This window comes from Curtobacterium sp. UNCCL20 (assembly GCF_900101675.1).
Lineage (GTDB): Bacteria > Actinomycetota > Actinomycetes > Actinomycetales > Microbacteriaceae > Curtobacterium.
Window position 1 is genome coordinate 60775 of the sequence record NZ_FNKG01000003.1, and the last position, 18074, is coordinate 78848.

The 18074-nt window shown below is 70.1% G+C and carries 18 protein-coding genes; 16 read left to right on the plus strand and 2 right to left on the minus strand.

Annotation, left to right across the window (positions count from 1 at the left end):
* Positions 1-170: 170 nt before the first annotated feature.
* Positions 171-1301, minus strand: a complete 1131-nt coding sequence (locus BLT36_RS13470) for a glutamate--cysteine ligase (RefSeq protein WP_092095946.1) — start codon at positions 1299-1301, stop codon at positions 171-173.
* 127 nt (positions 1302-1428) lie between these two features.
* Between BLT36_RS13470 and aroA the strand changes: the two genes are divergently transcribed.
* The 8 genes from aroA to trmD all read left to right on the plus strand — a co-directional run bounded on the left by aroA (position 1429) and on the right by trmD (position 10936).
* Complete coding sequence (gene aroA, locus BLT36_RS13475) at positions 1429-4605, plus strand: 3-phosphoshikimate 1-carboxyvinyltransferase (RefSeq protein WP_092096493.1); 3177 nt, start codon at positions 1429-1431, stop codon at positions 4603-4605.
* 4 nt (positions 4606-4609) lie between these two features.
* The gene (locus BLT36_RS13480) at positions 4610-5779 is read left to right on the plus strand and encodes an acyl-CoA dehydrogenase family protein (protein ID WP_092095948.1); all 1170 of its coding nucleotides are present in this window, start codon (positions 4610-4612) and stop codon (positions 5777-5779) included.
* Between the two features lie 86 nt (positions 5780-5865).
* Positions 5866-6690, plus strand: a complete 825-nt coding sequence (locus BLT36_RS13485; protein ID WP_092095950.1) for an SDR family oxidoreductase — start codon at positions 5866-5868, stop codon at positions 6688-6690.
* A 4-nt stretch (positions 6691-6694) separates the two neighbouring features.
* Positions 6695-8842, plus strand: a complete 2148-nt coding sequence (locus tag BLT36_RS13490; protein WP_092095951.1) for an oxidoreductase — start codon at positions 6695-6697, stop codon at positions 8840-8842.
* 164 nt (positions 8843-9006) lie between these two features.
* Positions 9007-9420 carry a 30S ribosomal protein S16 gene (rpsP, locus tag BLT36_RS13495; RefSeq protein WP_092095953.1) on the plus strand — a complete coding sequence of 138 codons (414 nt, stop codon included), beginning with the start codon at positions 9007-9009 and terminating at the stop codon, positions 9418-9420.
* 4 nt (positions 9421-9424) lie between these two features.
* The gene (locus tag BLT36_RS13500; protein WP_022902329.1) at positions 9425-9661 is read left to right on the plus strand and encodes an RNA-binding protein; all 237 of its coding nucleotides are present in this window, start codon (positions 9425-9427) and stop codon (positions 9659-9661) included.
* Between the two features lie 19 nt (positions 9662-9680).
* Positions 9681-10244 carry a ribosome maturation factor RimM gene (gene rimM / locus BLT36_RS13505; RefSeq protein ID WP_175529645.1) on the plus strand — a complete coding sequence of 188 codons (564 nt, stop codon included), beginning with the start codon at positions 9681-9683 and terminating at the stop codon, positions 10242-10244.
* Between the two features lie 2 nt (positions 10245-10246).
* On the plus strand, positions 10247-10936 hold the full coding sequence (gene trmD / locus BLT36_RS13510; RefSeq protein ID WP_092095954.1) for a tRNA (guanosine(37)-N1)-methyltransferase TrmD: 690 nt from the start codon (positions 10247-10249) through the stop codon (positions 10934-10936).
* Positions 10937-11093: 157 nt separating this feature from the next.
* Here the strand turns inward: trmD and map are convergent, their stop codons facing one another.
* The gene (gene map, locus BLT36_RS13515; protein ID WP_092095956.1) at positions 11094-11876 is read right to left on the minus strand and encodes a type I methionyl aminopeptidase; all 783 of its coding nucleotides are present in this window, start codon (positions 11874-11876) and stop codon (positions 11094-11096) included.
* A gap of 167 nt (positions 11877-12043) precedes the next feature.
* On the opposite strand from map, the gene rplS reads away from it, so the two are divergent.
* The 8 genes from rplS to BLT36_RS13555 all read left to right on the plus strand — a co-directional run bounded on the left by rplS (position 12044) and on the right by BLT36_RS13555 (position 17995).
* The gene (gene rplS / locus BLT36_RS13520) at positions 12044-12400 is read left to right on the plus strand and encodes a 50S ribosomal protein L19 (protein WP_022905818.1); all 357 of its coding nucleotides are present in this window, start codon (positions 12044-12046) and stop codon (positions 12398-12400) included.
* Between the two features lie 189 nt (positions 12401-12589).
* Positions 12590-13333: a signal peptidase I gene (gene lepB / locus BLT36_RS13525; protein WP_092095957.1), complete on the plus strand. Its 744-nt coding sequence runs from the start codon at positions 12590-12592 to the stop codon at positions 13331-13333.
* Positions 13330-14055: a ribonuclease HII gene (locus BLT36_RS13530; RefSeq protein ID WP_092095959.1), complete on the plus strand. Its 726-nt coding sequence runs from the start codon at positions 13330-13332 to the stop codon at positions 14053-14055. The genes lepB and BLT36_RS13530 overlap by 4 nt, the downstream gene beginning before the upstream one ends.
* A gap of 112 nt (positions 14056-14167) precedes the next feature.
* Entirely contained in the window at positions 14168-14491 is a 324-nt protein-coding gene (locus BLT36_RS13535) for a DUF2469 family protein (RefSeq protein ID WP_070419101.1), read from the plus strand.
* A gap of 111 nt (positions 14492-14602) precedes the next feature.
* Positions 14603-14956 carry a histone-like nucleoid-structuring protein Lsr2 gene (locus tag BLT36_RS13540; RefSeq protein ID WP_092095960.1) on the plus strand — a complete coding sequence of 118 codons (354 nt, stop codon included), beginning with the start codon at positions 14603-14605 and terminating at the stop codon, positions 14954-14956.
* A 177-nt stretch (positions 14957-15133) separates the two neighbouring features.
* Positions 15134-15502, plus strand: coding sequence for a YraN family protein (locus BLT36_RS13545; protein WP_092095962.1), 369 nt, complete (start codon positions 15134-15136; stop codon positions 15500-15502).
* Positions 15499-16605, plus strand: a complete 1107-nt coding sequence (locus BLT36_RS13550; protein WP_254787641.1) for an ATP-binding protein — start codon at positions 15499-15501, stop codon at positions 16603-16605. Before BLT36_RS13545 ends, BLT36_RS13550 begins: the two co-directional genes overlap by 4 nt.
* Complete coding sequence (locus BLT36_RS13555; RefSeq protein ID WP_254787690.1) at positions 16499-17995, plus strand: recombinase family protein; 1497 nt, start codon at positions 16499-16501, stop codon at positions 17993-17995. The genes BLT36_RS13550 and BLT36_RS13555 overlap by 107 nt, the downstream gene beginning before the upstream one ends.
* The last annotated feature ends 79 nt before the right edge of the window (positions 17996-18074 follow it).

Here is an 18074-nt window from a genome sequence, read left to right on the forward strand (position 1 = left end):
GTCTGTGGGCACGTCGCGACGTTCCTTCCCATCGCACGCGCGGTAGGAAGCCGATCCGCGCGTAGGAGGCAGGAAGAACCTGCTTCCTACGCGCGGAACGGCTTCCTACGCGCGGAACGGCCTCCTACGCGCGGAACGACTTCCTACGCGCGGAACGGCCCCGACGTCGGTCAGAGCGAGTCGCGCAGCTCGGTGACCAGGTGCCGGACCACGGCGCGGAGGTCGCCGCCGTTCTCCTGCGCAACCTGCAGCTGCCGCTGGTACGACGCGCCGCGCTCGATCATCGTGTCGAGGTGGTGCAGCTCCTGCTGGCAGCCGAGGCGCTCCGCGACCGGGTCGAGCCGTGCGACGAGGTCGTGCACCTCGTCGGTGACGAGCCGCTCGTCGCCGGCGGAGTTCGTGATGATCTCGGCCTCCATGCCGTAGCGGGCCGCGCGCCACTTGTTCTCGCGCACGAACCACGGCTGCATCGAGGGGAGCGATTCGCCCGTGTCGAGGCGGTCCGACATCGCGGTGACGAGGCACTGCACGAGCGCGGTGACGGCGCCGACCTCGTGCAGCGTGGAGATGCCGTCGGACACCCGGTTCTCGAGCGTGCCCCAGCCGGGCGACGGGCGGATGTCCCAGCGGAGGTCCTTGAACCCCTCGATCACACCGGTGCGGGTGAGGTCGTCGACGACCTCCTCGAAGTTCGCCCACGCGCCGAGCTGCGGGGGCAGGCCGCCGGTGGGGAGCTGCTGGAACATGAGCGCACGGTTCGAGGCGTATCCGGTGTCGATGCCGGCCCAGAACGGGCTCGAGGCGGTGAACGCCTGCAGGTGCGGCACGTAGGCGAGCATGGCCCCGAGGATCGGCAGGGCCTTGTCGCGGTGGTCGATGCCGACGTGGACGTGCACGCCCCAGATGAGCATCTGCCGTCCCCACCACCGGGTCCGGTCGATGAGTGTCGTGTAGTGCTCGCTGTCCGGGGTGATCTCCTGCTGATCCCACACGGCGAAGGGGTGGGTGCCGGCGCACATCACCTGCGCGTCGAGCGGTTCGGCGGCGTCGATGACCTCGCCGATGATGCCGGACAGCTCGTTCGTGGCCCCGCTCACCCGCGTGTGCACACCGGTGACGACCTCGACGGTGTTGGTGAGGAGCTCCTCCGTGACCCGGTCGTGGTCGCCCAGCCGCTGCTGCACGGCGGAGATGACGGCGGGGGCACGCGGGGTGAGGTCGCCGGTGTCCCGGTCGACCAGGGGGAGCTCCCACTCGACGCCGATGGTCGACGGGCGGGACTCGGTGAAGCGGATGTCCATGCTGTACATCCTGCCCGGATCGTTGTCGGACACGCACAACGAACACCTGTCCCGATCGTGCGGATCCGATTCCCAGGAGATCCACACCGGGCGTACCGTGGAAATGCTGAACAGGGAAGAGGTACGCATGCAGTTGGTCGTGCGCGGTACGTCCGCACCGCTCGTCGGAGAACTCGACATCCCGGTCTCGAAGTACCACGCGCACCGCGCGCTGGTGCTCGCGTCCCTGGCGAAGGGGACGAGCATCGTGTCCGGGATCAGTGCGACCAGACAGGTGGAGTGGACGGTCGGCACGCTGCGTGCCCTCGGCGTCGACGTCAAGCGGCGCGGGAACGAGTACCACGTCACCGGGCTCGGCGGGCGGTACGAAGCGACCGACGTCGTCGACCACGGGTCCCGCGGGGCGGACGGCATCCTCAACATGGGGTCCTCCGGCACGACGCTCTACTTCATGACCGGTCTGGCGTCCCTCGCCGACAAGCCGATGACGCTCGCCGGGATGAAGTACTTCCAGCGCCGGCCGATCAAGGCGCTCCTCACCTCGCTCACCCAGATGGGCGTCGAGCTCGAGGCCACGAACGACTGCCCGCCGGTCACCGTCCAGCCGAAGCGTCCGCGCGGCGGCGACGTCCAGATCGCCGGAACGCTGTCGCAGTGGATCTCCGGCCTGCTCCTGGTCGCGCCGTTCGCCGAGCAGGAGACCCGCATCCACATCACCGGCGGCCGTCTCAACGAGCAGCCGTACGTCGAGCTGACGGTGCGGATGATGCGCCAGTTCGGGCTCACCGTCGAGGTGTCGGACGACTGGCTCGAGTACCGGATCCCGGCGAACCAGCAGGCTACCCCGCACGACTACGTCATCCCGCCGGACATCGGCTCGGCCGCCTTCGGCATCGCGGCCGCGGGCATCCGCGAGTCGAACGTGCTCCTCCGCGGCATGACGGCGTTCACCACCGCCGAGACCGACCACCCGGAGAGCGAGTTCCTCGACCTCGCCACGGCGATGGGTGTCCCGATGCGCATCGACGAGGAGACCGGCTTCGTGCGCATCCAGCACGACGGTTCCCCGCTCCGTTCCCTCGACATCGACTGCCAGCCGATCCCGGACCTCCTGCCGGTCCTGTCCACGATGGCGACCTTCGCCGAGGGCACGACCCGGCTCTGGAACGTGGCGCACATCCGCCTCAAGGAATCCGACCGCGTCGCGGCGATGCTGCAGCTGAACCGGATGGGCGGCCGCGCCGAGCAGGGCGCCGACGAACTCCGCGTGACGGGTGTCCGTCCGGGCGGGCTGCACGGCTCCCCGATGTCGTCCTTCAACGACCACCGGGTCCTGATGTCCCTCGCCGTCGCCGCGTCGAAGGCCGAGGGGACGTCCTCGCTGACCTACCCGCGGGCCTACCGGATCTCGTACCCGACGTTCCTCGAAGCGATGAACGCCGTCGGCCTCGACATGGAGGTCGGTGACGGGCTCGCCGCCCAGCTCGCCCGCGACGACCGGGTGGACGCCGCCGAGGTCGAGATGCCGGAGCGCACCGACCTGGGGGAGACGACCGAGGCCCCGGCGGGCGACGAGGCCGCCCGGCCCGCCGCGCTGCCCGAGCTCGCGGGCGTCGACGCCGACCCGCTGGTCCTCAGCGAGAAGGTCCGCGCCCTGTCCGAGTCCGACCCCGACGGCCTCGCCGTGATCGAGGTCGGCGGCCCGGAGCCGGTGAACACCACGTGGAGGGAACTGCAGGACGAGGCGGACAAGGTCTCCGCGCTGCTCCTCGAGCTCGGTGTCCGCACCGGCGAGTCCGTGGCGATGCAGCTGCCGAACTGGCGTGAGTTCGTGTCGATCACCCTCGGCGCGATCCAGATCGGTGCGGTCGCGACCCCGATCATGCCCGTGTTCGGCCCGCGTGAGACGACGATGACGCTCGCCCGCTCACGTGCCCGGATCGTGTTCCTGCCGAACGTGTTCCGCAAGCGTCGTCCGGCGCTGGAACTCCTCGAGGTCATCGACGAGGCGAAGGCCCAGAAACGGCGCCTGTCGGTCGAGCACGTGGTCGTCCTCCGTGCCGAGGCCCGCGGGCAGGCGGACAGCCCGACCAACCAGGCCCCGCTGCCCGCCGACGCCGCCGAGCGCGTCGCCGCGAGCGACTGGAACTGGCGGTACTTCGACACCGCGCTCGAGTCCGTGCAGGTCGACGTCGACGAGATCCGGTCGCACGCGCCCGGCCCGGACGACGTCTGCCAGCTGCTCTTCACCTCCGGCACCACCGGCGAGCCGAAGGGCGTCCAGCACCCGCACCGCACGCTCGGCCTCGCCACCGCGATGCACGTCGCGCAGTCCGGCCTGACGAGCGAGGACCGGATCTACATCCCGTCGCCGCTCGCGCACCAGACCGGGTTCCTGTACGGCATGCTGCTGGCGTTCCGGCTCGGTGCCCCGCAGGTCATCCAGCCGGTGTGGGACGGCGCGGTCGCGCTCGAGCAGGCCTTCGGTGTCGCGAAGGCGAGCTTCGTGCAGTGCGCGACGCCGTTCCTGACCGACCTGGTCGACCTGGTCGAGGGCGGCGCCCCGCAGCCCGAGTCGCTGCGGATCTTCGTGCCGACCGGCGCGGCGGTGCCCCGAGCCCTCGCGCAGCGGGCGAGCACCGTCCTCGGCAGCGCGATCCTCGGCGCGTTCGGCACGAGTGAGACCTGCCTCGGCGCGCTGTCCAGCCCGAGCGACGACCCCGCGGACGCGTACGGGCACGACGGCCGGGCGCTGCCGGGCATCTCGATCCGCATCGTCGACGACGAGGGTCACGAGCTGCCGGCGGACACCGAGGGCAACTTCGAGTTGTTCTCGCCGACGATGTTCGACGGCTACCTCGACCGCCCCGACCTGACCGACGACGTCTTCACCGAGGACCGCTGGTACCGGACCGGGGACCTGGCGAAGGTGTCCGACAAGGGCTTCCTGTCGATCACCGGGCGCATCAAGGACGTCATCAACCGGGGCGGTGAGAAGATCCCGGTCGTCGAGATCGAGAACCTCCTCTACCAGCACCCCCTCGTCACCGACGTCGCGATCGTCGCGATGCCGGACGCCCGCCTCGGGGAGCGCGCGTGCGCGTTCGTCGTGCCGGCGGCCGGCGCCGAGCGGCTCGACTTCGCGGCGATGCAGCACGCACTCGACAAGGCGGGCGTGAGCAAGTACTACTGGCCGGAGCGGCTCGAGTACATCGACGAACTGCCCCGCAACGCGGTCGGCAAGGTCCAGAAGAACGTCCTGCGGGAGCAGGCAGCCGCGCTCGTCGCGACGAAGGAGAACTGAAACGATGACGCTGGTCACGGAAACCGCAACCGAGCAGGACTTCCAGCAGCTCAAGGCCGAGGTCACCGAGTGGGTGCGCGGCCGCGGCGAGGAGTGGGCTGAGGAGATCGAGCGCACCGGGCAGGTCGCGCCGGAGCTCTTCCAGGAGCTGAAGGAGAAGGGCTGGCTGTCCCTCGCGGCGCCGGTGGAGCTCGGTGGACGGGACATCCCGTTCTCCCGCTACCTCGAGGTCATGGAGATCGTCTCCCGCTCGCACGCCTCGATCCGGATGCTCGTGCACGTCATCAACGGAACCTGGCGCGCCATGCAGCCCTACGCGACGCCGGAGCAGATCGAGGAGGTCGTGAAGCCGAGCGTGGCGGGCGACAAGCTCGTCGCGTTCACGCTCACTGAGGCGACGGCCGGCACCGGCGCCGACATCCGCACGACCGTCCGCCGCGAGGGCGACACGTACGTGATGAACGGCGAGAAGCACCTCATCACGTTCGGTGTGCGGGCCGACTACTGGCTCATTGCCGCTCGGCTCGAGGGCACGACCGGCCAGGACGGCACGGTCGCGTTCCTGATGCCGAACTCCGGCCTGCCCGGCGCCGAGGTGATCGACGACTCCGACACGATGGGCATCCGCGGCACCGACCACGCGATCCTCCGCTTCACCGAGACCCCGATCCCCGCGTCCGCACGCCTCGGCGAGGAGGGCCAGGGGCTCGAGGTCGCGCTCGGCGGCTTCCTGCTGCCGAGCCGCGTGTCCGTCGCGATGAGCGCCGTCGGCCTGGCCGAGCGCGCCAACGAGCTCGCGGTCGAGTACGCGAACAAGCGCGAGACGTTCGGCAAGAAGCTCTCCAGCCGCCAGGCGATCCAGTTCTACCTCGCCGAGAACTACGCCGACATCGCGGCCGCGCGCGCCCTCGTGCTCGAGGCCGCCCGCGCCTACGAGGAGGACCGCCCGGACGCCGGCACGCTGTCGAGCGCCTCGAAGATGGTCGCCGTCGACATGCTCGCCCGTGTCACCGACAAGGCACTGCAGGTGCACGGTGGGCAGGGGTACTGGAAGCGCAACGCGATCGAGCGCGTCTACCGCGACGCGCGCGCGCAGCGCTTCGAAGAAGGAACGAACGAGATCCAGAAGCTGGTCGTCGGCCGCGCCGTCGTGACCGGCCAGGCCGGGTTCTAGACCAGACCGACAACCGGACTGGAGGCGCGAGGCGGCCCCGCCCCGCGCCTCCAGTCCGTCCCGAACCACCTCAGCAAAGGACCGCAGTGACCGACTCCACCAACGCTCCCATCGCCCTCATCACGGGCGCCTCGCGCGGCATCGGCCGCCTGCTCGCCCAGAAGTTGGGCCAGCGCGGGGCGACCGTCGTCGTGACGTACAAGGGCAACGCCGACCTCGCCGAGGAGTCGCTCGCCGACGTCAAGGCCGCCGGTGGCGACGGGATCACGGCGCAGGTGGACATCGAGCAGCCGGAGTCGATCGACGCGCTGTTCGACCTGGTGCGGGACACCTACGGCCGGCTCGACTACTTCGTCGCGAACGCCGCCGCGAGCGCGTTCAAGCCGGTCAAGGAGCTCAAGCTGCACCACCTCGACCGCAGCTACGCGACCAATGCCCGCTCGTTCGTGCTCGGTGCGCAGCGAGCGGCCGAGTTGATGGACAAGGGCGGCCGCATCGTCGTCGTCACCTCGTACGGCTCGCTCCGGGCGTTCCCGACGTACGCCGCGCTCGGCGCCGCGAAGGCGATGAGCGAGTCCTACATGAAGTACATGGCGGTCGAGTTCGGTCCGCGCCAGATCACCGTGAACGCGGTGAACGGCGGGCTCATCGACACCGACTCGCTCGACTACTTCTACACGAAGGTCCCCGGCCAGGCGCCGATCGAGACCGTGTTCGAGAAGCTGCCGCTGCAGCGCCCGGGCACCGCGGACGACATGGCGGACGCCGTGGACTTCCTCCTCTCCGACAAGGCGTCGTACATCACGGGCCAGGTGCTCTCCGTCGACGGCGGCCTCACCGTCATCGCGCCGCCGTACTGGGCGGACACGACCTCGCCGCTCCGTGACGCGGTGCTGCCCGCGGCAGAATAGGCGCATGAGCAGCGTCGCTTCCGCCCCCGTCGTGCCGGCCTCCCTCCGGACCGTCGCCTCGCCGTGGACCCTCGGCCCCCTGCAGCTGCCCAACCGGGTGGTGATGGGGTCGATGCACACCGGCCTCGAGGTGCACGACGACGGCGGGGCGGGCATGGCGGCGTTCTACCGCGAGCGTGCCGCCGGCGGCGCCGCGTGCATCATCACCGGCGGCATCGCGGTCAACGACGAGGCCCGTGGCGGCCCGGACTTCGCGGTGTTCGGCGTCGGCGGAGCGGACGAGCGCTTCCGCGTCGCCGTCGACGCCGTGCACGACGAGGGCGGGACGATCCTCGCGCAGCTCTTCCACGCCGGCCGGTACGCCCTGGCGTCCGGGATGACGGACCGGTACGGCGAACCCCAGCGGGTCGTGGCACCGTCGGCCCTGCCGTGGGCCGCGGCCCGCGGGGTCGTCCCCTCGGCGCTGACCGGGGACGAGATCGCGCGGACGATCGAGGACTTCGCCGCCGCGGCGCGCACGGCCAGGGAGATCGGGTTCGACGGCGTCGAGATCATGGCGTCCGAGGGGTACCTGATCAACCAGTTCCAGTCGCCGCTGACGAACCTCCGCGACGACGAGTGGGGCGGCTCACCGGAGCGGCGGCGTCGCTTCGCCGTCGAGGTCGTCCGGGCCGTCCGCGACGCCGTGCCGGACATCGCCGTGACGATCCGCCTCTCCGGCGCGGACCTCATGCCGGGCTCGTCGACACCCGACGACGTCGACGCCCTGGTGCTCGAGCTGCTGCCGCTCGGCCTCGACGGGATCTCGGTCGGGATCGGCTGGCACGAGTCGCGGACGCCGACCGTGCAGGCCTCCGTGCCGCACGGCGCGTGGGTGTCCTACGTCACCCGGATCGCCGACCTCGTGCGCGCCTCGGAGCACCCGGACGTGAGGGTCATCGCGTCGAACCGGATGACGGACCTCCGCGACGGCGAGGCCGTGCTGTCCGGCGGGGTGATCGACGCCGTCGCGCTCGCCCGCCCGTTCCTCGCCGACCCCGCGATCGTGAACCGGTCCCTCGGCGGCCGTTTCGCGCTCGTCAACACCTGCATCGGCTGCAACCAGGCGTGCCTCGACCGCTCGATCATCGGCCAGCCGGTGTCGTGCCTGGTGAACCCCCGGGCCGCCCGTGAGGTCGCGTTCCCGGCCCGTCCGACGACCGACCCGAAGCGCGTCGACGTGGTCGGTGGCGGCCCGGCCGGCCTCGCAGCCGCGGTGGACGCCGCTCGTCGCGGGCACGCCGTGACACTGTGGGAGGCGTCCGAGCAGCTCGGTGGGCAGTTCGGCCTCGCCGCGCTGGTGCCGGGCAAGGAGGACTACGCCGCGACCGTCCGGTCCGCGCGTGCCGAACTCGACGAGCGCGGGGCGACGATCCACCTCGGCCGCGCCGCCACCGCCGCCGACCTGGCCGACAGCGACGCCGTGGTGCTCGCGCCCGGGGTCGTGCCGCGCGAGGTCGACATCCCCGGAGCGACGTTGCCGCACGTCCGGTCCTACGAGCAGGCGCTCCGCGAGGGCGTCCCCGCGGGCACCGTCGCGATCATCGGCGGTGGCGGGATCGGCGTCGACACGGCGGCGTTCCTCACCGAGTCGCCCGACGAGGTCCGCCGCGCGGAGGAGTTCGCGGCACGCTGGGACCTCGACGTGTCCGAGGTCGTCGTCGGTGACGTGCCCCAGCGGCTCCCCGCGGCGACCCGCACGCTCCGACCCGGCGAACAGGTCACCGTGCTCCGACGCTCGGGCAAGTTCGGGCAGGGGATCGGCATCACGTCGCGCTGGGTGGCGATCGGACGACTCCGCGACGCCGGCGTGCAGATGGTCGGCGGCGTGCAGGAGTACCTGCGCATCGAACCCGGCGCGCTCTGGATCCGCGACGAGCACGGCGAGGAGCGGGCGGTCCCCGCGGACCACGTGGTGATCTGCGCCGGGCAGGAGCGCGCGATCGAGACCGGCGACGAGCCGGACCGGCGGCCGACGGACGGGCTGGTCACGGGCCTCCAGGCAGCCGGCGTGCCGTACGCGATCGTCGGCGGTGCACGCGACGCGCGGAGCGTGGACGCCGTCCGCGCGACCTCCGAGGCACTCGAAGCGGTCCGGCGACTCGCCCCGTAGCGAGTCGACTCGCATCCCGGCCGGGAATCTGTAAGAATGAACGGTCGAATCGCGCCTGCTCGACCCTCTATCCAGCTGTGCGCGACTCATTCCGAGCTTCCACCGTGTGTGCCCCCACGCCCGCGGTTCCGGTTCAACCACAACATCACGCAACAGGAGTAATTGTGGCTGTCAAGATCCGTCTCAAGCGCCTCGGCAAGATCCGTGCGCCGTACTACCGCATCGTCGTCGCCGACTCGCGCACCAAGCGCGATGGTCGTGTGATCGAGGAGATCGGCAAGTACCACCCCACCGAGGAGCCCTCGTTCATCGAGGTCAAGTCGGACCGTGCGCAGTACTGGCTCGGCGTCGGCGCGCAGCCGACCGAGCAGGTCGCTGCCCTCCTCAAGCTGACCGGCGACTGGGCCAAGTTCAAGGGCGAGAAGGACACCGAGTCCAAGGTCCAGGTCAAGCAGCCGAAGGAGGCCTTCGTCGTGGACTCGTCCAAGAAGGCCGTCCTGAAGCCGAAGTCGGAGAAGAAGGCCCCGGCCGCTCCGGCCGAGTCGGCCGACGACGCCGCCGAGACGACCGAGGCGTAATTCCTTGCTCGAATCCGCGCTGACGCACCTCGTCAAGGGGATCGTCGATCACCCTGACGACGTGCGCGTCGCCAGTTCCACCTCCGCGCGGGGCGAGGTCCTCGAGGTGCGTGTGCACCCCGAGGACCTCGGCCGCGTGATCGGTCGCGCCGGACGGACCGCAAAGGCGCTGCGCACCCTCGTCTCGGCTCTCGCCGACGGCAAGCGGGTGCGTGTCGACGTGGTCGACACCGATTCCTAGGGAGACGACCCAGCTTCGGGTGGGTCGAATCACGAAGGCGCACGGGCTCAAGGGCGGCATCAAGCTCGAGCTCTACACCGACGACCCGGATCGTCGGTTCACGCCCGGAGCGGTCTTCACGCTCCAGGTCCCGGAGGACTCTCCGTGGGCCGGCAAGACCATCGCGCTCGACGAGCTGCGCTGGTACAACGGCCACCCGGTCGCCTTCTTCGAGGGCATCGGGGACCGCTCGGCCGCCGAGACCCTCGCCCGGGCGATCCTCTGGGTCGAGCAGGACGCCGACGCCGAGACCGGTGAGGACGACGCCTGGTACGACCACCAGCTGGTCGGCCTCCGCGTGCTCCGCGACGGCGTCGAGGTCGGCACCGTCGCCCGCGTCGACCACCTGCCCGCGCAGGACCTCCTCGCGATCGACACCCCGTCGCGCGGCGAAGTGCTCGTACCGTTCGTCTCCGCGATCGTCCCCGCCGTCGACATCGAGGCGGGCACCGTCACGGTGACCCCGCCGCAGGGCCTCTTCGAGGACCCGGAGGACATGTCCCGCCCGGAGACGGTCACGCCGCCGGCCGACACCCAGGACTGACCGTGCGCATCGACATCGTCACGATCTTCCCGGAGTTCTTCTCCGTGCTCGACGTGTCCCTGCTCGGCCGGGCACGGCAGGACGGTCTGCTCGACCTGCACGTGCACGACCTCCGGTCGTGGACGACCGACCGGCACCGCACCGTCGACGACACCCCGTACGGCGGGGGAGCGGGCATGGTCATGAAGCCCGAGCCCTGGGCGCTCGCGCTCGAGTCGATCCTGCGGCCCGACGGCTCCTCGACGCTCGTCGTCCCCACGCCCGCGGGAACCCCGTTCAAGCAGACGATCGCGCGGTCGCTGGCCGCCGAACCGCACCTCGTGTTCGCCTGCGGACGCTACGAGGGCATCGACGCCCGCGTGTTCGAGTGGGCGGCGTCCCGCTGCTCCGTCGTCGAGCTGTCGCTCGGCGACTACGTGCTGAACGGCGGCGAGGTGGCGGCGATGGCCGTGATCGAGGCCGTCGGACGACTCGTGCCCGGTGTCGTCGGCAACCCCGAGTCGCTCGTCGAGGAGTCCCACGAGGACGGCCTGCTCGAGTACCCGTCGTACACGAAGCCCGCCTCGTGGCGTGACCTCGAGGTGCCCGAGGTGCTGCTCAGCGGGCACCACGGCCGGGTCGCCGCGTGGCGGCACGAGCAGCAGGTGGAGCGGACGCGGCGCGTCCGGCCGGACCTGCTGCCGGACGCGTAGCGCGGGGCTCGTTCGCCGCTCGGTGGTCGGCCCGAGTCTCGTGGTGAGCGACCGATCTCGTGCTTCCGGCCCCGAGAACGGTCGCTGTGCCCGAGTCTCGGCTCCGCCGTGCGGGCCTGGAGGCGCGGGGCGGGCTGGTGCCGCGCCTCCAGGCTCGCTACTGGTCGCGCTGGGCGCGACGGAGGGTCAGGACCTCGGGACCGGTCTCGGTGACCGCGACCGTGTGCTCGACGTGCGCGGCACGCGAACCGTCGACGCTCTTGAGGGTCCACCCGTCGTCGTCCTGGGAGAGCTCGTCGGTGCCCTGCATGAGCCACGGCTCGATCGCGACGACGAGCCCCGGCCGCAGCTTCAGCCCACGGCCCGGACGGCCGTCGTTCGGCACGTGCGGGTCGCCGTGCATCGTGTGCCCGACGCCGTGGCCGCCGAACTGCAGGTTGACGTCGTAGCCAGCCGCGCGGGCCTCGGCGCCGATCGCGTACGACACGTCGCCGAGCTTGTTGCCCGTCCGGAACTGTGCGATCCCCGCCGCCAGTGCGCGCTCCACCGTGGCGATCAGTCGCTGGTCCTCGTCGCGTGGCGTGCCCACCTGCACCGAGACGGCGGAGTCGGCGACCCAGCCGTCGACGCTCGCGGCGAAGTCGAGGCTCACCAGGTCGCCGTCGACGAGCGTGTAGTCGTGCGGCAGGCCGTGCAGCGCGGCGTCGTTCACCGAGGTGCAGAGGTTCTTGCCGAACGGCGACTTGCCGAACGACGGGTGGTAGTCGACGTAGCAGCTCTCGGCGCCGCGGTCGGCGATCATCCGCGCGGCGACCCGGTCGAGGTCGAGGAGGTTCACGCCGACGTCGACGGTCTCCAGCAGCTCGTCGAGGACGTCGGCGACGAACCGGCCGGCGACGCGCAGGCCGTTCAGCTCGGCGGGGGTGCGGAGTTCGATCATGAGTCCATCCTGCCGGTGTTTGGTGTGGGCGTGCTCCTGTGGCAGGATGGGTAGCCGTGCCCTGGCTGGACTCTGCCACGGGGGAGTCGCCGACACCGGGCACACACCTTCACTTACCGAATTCGATCCGCGGCGACCCGTGTGCGTCCGCAGAGAGTGACCCAACAATGAGCCAGCTCCTCGACCACGTCGACGCAGCGTCGCTGCGCACCGACGTCCCGGACTTCCGTCCGGGCGACACCATCAAGGTGCACGTCAACATCATCGAAGGCACGCGCTCGCGTGTCCAGGTGTTCCAGGGCGTCGTCATCGGACGCCAGGGTCACGGCCTCGGCGAGACCTTCAAGGTCCGCAAGGTGAGCTTCCAGGTCGGCGTCGAGCGCTGGTTCCCGGTGCACTCGCCGATCATCGACCACATCGAGATCGTCACCAAGGGTGACGTCCGTCGTGCGAAGCTCTACTACCTCCGCGAGCTCCGCGGCAAGGCCGCCCGCCGCAAGATCAAGGAGAAGCGCGACTCCTGATCGCCTTCACAGTGAGCGTCCGCGAGCCCGACGCCGCTGCTCGCCCCTCGTCGATGTACGGTTGTGCATCGACGGGGGGCTTCCCTTTGTGCCGGCTCGGTTCCCGTCGGGCTGGTTCCCGCTGGTGCTGGGCCGGCTTCTTCCCGGGTTTGTGGCGTGCGAACTCGAGGCGTGTGAACGAGAGTGGAAATGACGGACACGACTGACGAGACCGGGCGCCGACCCCGCACCGAGAAGAAGCGCAACGGAGTCCTGACATTCCTCCGCGACCTCGTCATCATCTTCATCGCGGCACTGCTCGTCTCGTTCCTCGTCAAGACGTTCCTGATCCGCTCGTTCTACATCCCGTCGGCGTCGATGGAGAACACGCTGCAGATCAACGACCGCGTGATCGTCAACGAACTCGTGCCGAACGTGGTGTCGCTCAAGCGCGGCGACGTCGTCGTGTTCAAGGACCCGGGCGGATGGCTCGACGGGTCCGAGGTGCCGAGCGTCACGCCGGACACGCAGCCCGCAAAGGCGATCGACTGGCTCCTCACGCAGGTCGGCCTGGGCACCGGGGACAGCGACGACCACCTCATCAAGCGGGTCATCGGCCTGCCCGGTGACAAGGTGTCCTGCTGCAACGACCTCGGGCAGATGTCCGTCAACGGCGTGCCGATCAAGGAGCCGTACCTCAAGCTCCCCGCCGGCGCCCCAGCCTCGGCCACCGACTTCTCCGTCACCGTGCCGAAGGGCAGCATCTGGGTGATGGGCGACAACCGGAACGACTCCAAGGACTCCCGGTACAACGGCGACACCCCGTCGAAGGGCTTCGTCCCGCTGTCGGACGTCACCGGTCGCGCCTTCGTCATCTCGTGGCCCTCCAGTCGCTGGACCTGGCTCGACGACCACCCCGAGGTCTTCGCCGGCGTGGAGGAGCGGGACAAGTGACCGCCGTCCGTCCGTCCCTGCGCGTCGAGAAGAAGCTCCTCGGCGAAGGGCGCGTGACGGTCATCGGCATGGACGAGGTCGGTCGCGGCGCGATCGCGGGACCCGTCGCGGTCGGCGTGGCCGCGGTCACGATCGACATCGGGCGGGTGCCGCAGGGTCTCGCGGACTCCAAGCTCCTCACCGCCGCCCGACGCGAGGCGCTCGACCCGGTCGTCCGTCGGTGGACCCGCACGGCGGTCGGCATGGCCTCCGCATCGGTGGTCGACGAGCAGGGCATCGTCCCCGCACTGGGGCAGGCCGGGGCGTCGGCGCTCGGTGCACTCGTGGCGGACGGGCTGTCGCTCGACGGCGCCGTGGTGGTGCTCGACGGTTCCTTCGACTGGCTCACCCGCGCCGTCCCGTCGTCCCTCCGGGTTCCCTCCGACCCGCTCGAGGTCGTCGTCCGGGTCAAGGCCGACCGCGACTGCGCCTCGGTCGCTGCGGCATCGGTCGTCGCCAAGGTCGCGCGTGACGCCCTGATGATCGCGGCGCACGACGATGCGCCGCACTACGCGTGGGCGTCGAACAAGGGGTACGGGTCGACGGCGCACTACGACGCGATCCGCTCGGTCGGGGCACACGCGCTGCACCGGAAGAGCTGGCTGCACCAGGCGTCGAGCGTGTCGCTGGACGGGTTCGAGGAACTGGACGGCGTTCCGGAGTGGAACGCGGTCGCGGGCTGAGCCGCAGTGTCGGCGTCACCGCTGGCCGTGTGTGTCGTGTGTGCCTGCGTGTGTGTCGTGTGCGCCTCCGTGTGTGTCGTGTGCGGCTCCGCCGCCGTAGACTGTGGGCGCGATGGATGACGACGAATTCGACGACTACGACCGCGAGGTCGAACTTGCCCTGTACCGCGAGTACCGCGACGTCGTGTCGCAGTTCCGGTACGTGGTCGAGACCGAGCGGCGTTTCTACCTGGCCAACGAGGTGGAACTCGCCCGCCGGGACACCGAGCACGATTTCTACTTCGAATTGACGATGAACGACGTCTGGGTCTGGGACGTCTACCGTTCCGATCGGTTCGTGAAGTCCGTGCGGGTGCTGACGTTCAAGGACGTCAACGTCGAGGAACTCACATCGCGTGAACTCGAGTTGCCGAAGGAACTCGCACTCGACGAGTGATCTTCAGTTCCATTGCGGCGGACTGAGAAACGCCCCGGCAATGACACTCCGGCGGTATTCCCGCGCTAATGTGGTGTGGATTTCCGTCCCCCGAAAACACAGGAGAACGTCATGGCACAGAAGGTCACTGTTCAACTCGTCGACGACCTCGACGATTCGCCCATCGCGCCGGGTGAAGGCCGCACCCTCGAATTCGCGTTCGACGGGTCGTCCTACGAGATCGACCTGACGGACGACAACGTCGACAAGTTCCGTGAAGCGATCTCCGACTACGTCGCCGCTGCACGCAAGGTGTCCGGACGTCGTTCGAGTGGCGGCAGCGGTGCTCCGAAGTCCGCCCCGAAGCGCGGCAACTCCGAAGAGCTCGGGAAGATCCGCGAATGGGCGAAGGAGAACGGCTACGAGGTGTCGACCCGGGGGCGCATCTCGACCCAGGTGCAGGAAGCGTACGCGGCCGCACACTGACATCGGCTCACGAGAACCCGGACGACCTCGGTGGTCCGAGAACCCGGTCGACCTCGGTCGTCCGGGTTCTTTGCTTTGTCCTCCACAGAAACCGATATCGCTCCGTCTCTCCACAATTCGTCGCGCGGCACGCTTCCGGTGCGGTGAGTCCGCGAACCTTGCGGCGGAGGCAACGACATGGAGCGAACACCGCTGCGGAACAGCAGTCTCGGACGATTCGGTGAAGACCGGGCCGTGGAATGGCTGGAGGACCACGGATTCCGCGTGGTCGAACGGAATTGGCGATGTCCCCGCGGCGAGGTGGACATCATCGCGTGGCAGTCGTGCACGCTGGTCTTCATCGAGGTGAAGACCCGGTCGGGCATCTCGACGGGCCATCCGTTCGAGGCGATCACCGCCTCCAAGGTGGCCCGGATGCGGCGACTCGTCCCCGCGTCGTTCGACGAGCACCCCGAAGTGTCGGCGCGCGCGATCCGGATCGACGCGGTCGCGGTGCACGTCGACGCGGACCGGGTCGGGGTCGACCACATCGCGGGTGTGCTGTGACGGGGATCGGACGTGCCGCCGCCATCGCCCTGGTGGGCGTCGCCGGCCGACGGATCGAGGTCGAGGCGCACCTCACGAGTCAGCTGCCCGCGTTCAGCATCATCGGGTTGCCCGACACCTCCCTCGGTGAGGCACGCGAGCGTGTCCGAGCGGCGGCGGCGAACGCCGGATGTCCTCTGCCGGCACGACGGATCACCGTCAACCTCACGCCGGCTGCGATCCCCAAGCGTGGATCCGGCTTCGACCTGGCGATCGCGATGGCGGTGCTCGCCGCTGCCGAGGTCGCGCCTCGGGTCTCCGAGCGGGTCGTGTACATCGGCGAACTCGGGCTGGACGGACGGCTGCGGCCGGTCGCAGGGGTGATCCCGATGCTGCTCGCCGCGCGCGACTCCGGTGCTGAACGGGTCGTGCTGCCGATCGGGAACCTCGACGAGGCCCGGGTGGTCGGTGGCGTATCGGTGCACGGCACCGATTCCCTCCGGGCGGCGGCGATCGACGCCGGGGCCCTGCTGCCCGACGTCGAGGTCCGCGCGGTGCTGCCGACCGCCGCTCCGCCGGACGACCGGCCCGTCGCCGAGCTGTCGGACGTGATCGGCAACCCCATCGGCGTCCGTGCCGTCATCGCCGCCGCGGCGGGTGGGCACCACGCGCTGCTCCTCGGGCCGCCCGGTGCCGGGAAGACGATGCTCGCCGAACGACTGCCCGGGCTCCTCCCCGACCTCGACGACGAGGCTGCGCTCGAGGTCGCGGCCGTGCGGTCGGTCGCCGGGCACGGTTCCGCGTCGTGGACCACCCGTCCGCCGTGGGAAGCGCCGCACCACTCGGCGTCCGCGATCGCGCTCATCGGAGGAGGGTCCGGTGTGATCCGACCCGGAGCGGTCTCGCGGGCCACCCGCGGGGTGCTCTTCCTCGACGAGTCGGGAAGTACCAAAAGGGGACATCGGAAGCTAAGCTCCAGCCATGGCCACCCCTCTGCGAGCAGTGCTCTACTGCCGAGTGTCTCGCACCACGGAAGAGTCCGTCTCTATCGACCGGCAAGAGCGCGAGCTACGGCAGGTCGCGGAAGCCGCGGGCTGGCCGGTCGTGCAGGTGTTCACCGATGACGGCCTGTCCGGACGCAAGGAGCGCGAGAGGGCGGACGCCGCCCTGGCCATGCTCGCCCAGGGCGGCGCAGACGTGCTGCTGGTCTGGGAGCTGAGCCGATGGAGTCGCATGGGTCTCTCCGCGGTCGCCAAGCTGGTCGGCGTGCTCCGAGAGCGCCCGGGGGCGCTCTTCATCGCTCACAAGGAGGGGCTGCGGTCCGATCAGCCCGCATTCGGGATCATGGCCGCCGTCATCGCGGAGGTAGCGGCGATGGAGGCGGAAGGCACCCGCGACCGCATCCGGTCCATGCGCGCTCACGTGCTGAGTCAGACCGACCCCGACGAGATGCGGTGGCTGGGAGGGTCTTCGCCGTTCGGCTACCGCGCTGTCGCTCGGCCGAGCGGCGGCAAGATGCTCGTGGTCGACGACTACGAAGCCGAAGCAGCCCGGACGGTCGCCGAGAAGTTCGCCTCGGGGGTCAGCCTCACCGACGGCACCCGCTGGCTGCAAGAGCACGGGGTGCCCACGCCCCAGTCTCCGGCGCGGCGTGCCCGGCAAGCGGGGGAGACGGTCGACGGCCTCGACGCCGGGCAATGGCGAATCACCACCGTCCGGAAGCTCTTCCTGTCCCCAACGCTGCTCGGCCGCACAACCAAGAAGGTGCAAGTGGGGGCCCGGGCAGATGGGTCCGCCGTCGAGGAATACCGGGTCGTGACGGACTCGCAGGGCCTGCCGATTCAGCGGTGGGAACCGGTGCTCGACCCCGGCACCTGGTCAGCCATCCAGTCGACGCTTACCAAGCGCGGACCGAACGCTCCTAAGAAGGCCGCCAGCTGGCTCAGTGGGTTCCTCGAATGCGGCCTGTGCGGAAGCGTCATGTACGCCAACAGCCGGAAGGACCGTGCGAACGGGTCTTTCCGGTGCGCCAACAAGGCAGTGCCCGGACTGGCCTGCCCCGGCGTCTCCATCGCTCGCGTCCCCGTCGAGCACCACGTAGAGGCTCTTGTCCTCGATGCCATCGGCAAGCTGCATGAGTACCGGATCACGGAGCGCATCGAGGGTGCCGCCGACCCTGGAGCACTCGAAGCAGTCGCGCAGGAGATCAGCGACCTCCAAGCAGCGCTCGCCGACGACGGTGCCGACTACTCCGTCCTCATCCCGCGGCTGGAGGCGCTCAAGGAGCGCAGACGTGCCCTGCTGGAAGCTCCCGGAAAGGTCGTGCGGACGCGCATCCCCACCGGTCGCACCCTCGCGGAAGCCTGGGCAGAGGGCGGGGTGCGCGAGCGGCAGCACTTCATTAGTGACATGCTCGTTGCGGTCGAGGTAGAGCCGGCAGCACGTCCCCGGCAGCCAATCGCTGAGCGGCTGCTCGTGGTCTGGAATGACCCAGTAGCGGAAGAGGACGACTGAGGCAGGAGACCCCCTGCGCGGCGGGCAGCTGCCCTGGTTCCTCATCGCCAGCTGAGCGCTGCTCGGGCGACACGCCCGA

What these genes read in the sequence shown, in the direction of transcription:
- BLT36_RS13480 (WP_092095948.1), top strand. Translation starts at nt 4,610, where the DNA reads ATGACGCTGGTCACGGAAACCGCAACCGAGCAGGACTTCCAGCAGCTC.
- rplS (WP_022905818.1), top strand. Translation starts at nt 12,044, where the DNA reads ATGAGCCAGCTCCTCGACCACGTCGACGCAGCGTCGCTGCGCACCGAC.
- BLT36_RS13470 (WP_092095946.1), bottom strand. Translation starts at nt 1,301, where the DNA reads ATGGACATCCGCTTCACCGAGTCCCGCCCGTCGACCATCGGCGTCGAG.
- BLT36_RS13490 (WP_092095951.1), top strand. Translation starts at nt 6,695, where the DNA reads ATGAGCAGCGTCGCTTCCGCCCCCGTCGTGCCGGCCTCCCTCCGGACC.
- lepB (WP_092095957.1), top strand. Translation starts at nt 12,590, where the DNA reads ATGACGGACACGACTGACGAGACCGGGCGCCGACCCCGCACCGAGAAG.
- BLT36_RS13535 (WP_070419101.1), top strand. Translation starts at nt 14,168, where the DNA reads ATGGATGACGACGAATTCGACGACTACGACCGCGAGGTCGAACTTGCC.
- map (WP_092095956.1), bottom strand. Translation starts at nt 11,876, where the DNA reads ATGATCGAACTCCGCACCCCCGCCGAGCTGAACGGCCTGCGCGTCGCC.
- aroA (WP_092096493.1), top strand. Translation starts at nt 1,429, where the DNA reads ATGCAGTTGGTCGTGCGCGGTACGTCCGCACCGCTCGTCGGAGAACTC.
- BLT36_RS13545 (WP_092095962.1), top strand. Translation starts at nt 15,134, where the DNA reads ATGGAGCGAACACCGCTGCGGAACAGCAGTCTCGGACGATTCGGTGAA.
- BLT36_RS13540 (WP_092095960.1), top strand. Translation starts at nt 14,603, where the DNA reads ATGGCACAGAAGGTCACTGTTCAACTCGTCGACGACCTCGACGATTCG.